Consider the following 1,792-nt stretch of genomic DNA (forward strand, 5'->3'; position numbering starts at 1 on the left):
AGCAACTGCGCGACATTCCGGCGAATGCGAAGACGGCTGAAGTCAAGCTGTACCTCGTGGCCAACGATACAAACGGATCGGGCACGATCTACGCGGACAAGCTGAGCCTGGTCTACACGACGGACAACAACCTGTTAGACAACGCGAGCTTCGAGAATGTGAACGGGACGAAGCCTGTCAGGTGGGAGACGAGTCTGCCAAGCGGCGCGACAGGCACGTTCAGCACGATTAGCACGCCGGTAGCGGCAGGAAGCCGCGCGGTGCGCATCGCGGCCAGCGGACTGTCGCAGTGGAACGATGCGGCTGTGCAGCAAGAAGTGCCGGTAACGGCGGGCCGTGGCTACAAGCTGAGCGGCAAGCTGAATGTCGAGGCGCTTAATCAAGGCTTGGGTCAAGTATTCATACGGTTCTACAATGACAGCTATCAGATGCTGGGCGAGAACCATACGGACTACAACGCGCTGACCAATGGCTACGGCGATATCGATCTGCAGGGAATGATTCCTGCAGGAACGACGAGAGCGACGGTTCGCGTAGCGGTGCTGGCCAATGCAAACGGCGGCGCGGGCACGGTATCTGTGGACGATATGCGACTGGAGTACACGGCAGGCGCGGATACCAATCTGGTTAAGAACGGCGACTTCGAGATTGCGACGGTGAACGGGGCAACCAACTGGACGCAAGAAATCACGCCGAATGCGGCAACGGGCTCGGTGAGTTTGGTAAGCACGCCAGTGTACGCGGGAACGAAGGCGTACAGAATCGCGGCGACGGGAATCCCGGCATGGGAAAATGCGAACATTTCGCAGCGTATCGATGTTGAAGGCGGCAAACGGTACTTGCTGACGAACCACTTGAAGGTAGAGTCCCTGACCCGTGCGCAAGTGGAAATGAGCGTACGGTTCTACGATGCCAATCAGCAGTACATTGGGCAGAACCAGACGGTTTTTAAAGAGTTGACCAATGACTATATCACGCTGGAGCAACTGCGCGACATTCCGGCGAATGCGAAGACGGCTGAAGTCAAGCTGTACCTCGTGGCCAACGATACAAACGGATCGGGCACGATCTACGCGGACAAGCTGAGCCTGGTCTACACGACGGACAACAACCTGTTGGACAACGCGAGCTTCGAGAATGTGAACGGGACGAAGCCGGTAGGCTGGGAGACGAGTCTGCCAAGCGGCGCGACAGGCACGTTCAGCACGATTAGCACGCCGGTAACAGCAGGAAGCCGCGCGGTGCGCATCGCGGCCAGCGGACTGCCGCAGTGGAACGATGCGGCTGTGCAGCAAGAAGTGCCGGTAACGGCGGGCCGTGGTTACAAGCTGAGCGGCAAGCTGAATGTCGAAGCGCTGAATCAAAGTTTGGGTCAAGTGTTCATACGGTTCTACAATGACAGCTATCAGATGCTGGGCGAGAACCATACGGACTACAACGCGCTGACCAATGGCTACGGCGATATCGATCTGCAGGGAATGATTCCTGCAGGAACGACAAGAGCGACGGTTCGCGTAGCGGTGCTGGCTAATGCAAACGGCGGCGCAGGCACGGTATCTGTGGACGATATGCGCTTGGAGTACACGGCAGGCGCGGATGCCAATCTGATTAAGAACGGCGACCTCGAGATTGCGACGATGAACGGGGCAACCAACTGGACACAAGAAATCACGCCAAATGCGGCAACGGGCTCGGTGAGTTTGGTGAGCACGCCAGTATACGCGGGAACGAAGGCGTACAGAATCGCGGCGACGGGAATCCCGGCATGGGAAAATGCGAACATTTCGCAGCG

At 57.8% G+C, this 1,792-nt stretch carries 1 protein-coding gene; it reads left to right on the top strand.

Going from position 1 to position 1,792, the window contains the following annotated elements; all coding sequences use genetic code 11:
- On the top strand, nt 1–1,792 hold a 1,792-nt coding region (locus ACFSR7_RS18715), incomplete at both ends, for a carbohydrate binding domain-containing protein (RefSeq protein ID WP_378164641.1).

The sequence above is a fragment of the Cohnella sp. GCM10020058 genome, assembly GCF_042683485.1.
GTDB lineage: Bacteria > Bacillota > Bacilli > Paenibacillales > Paenibacillaceae > Cohnella.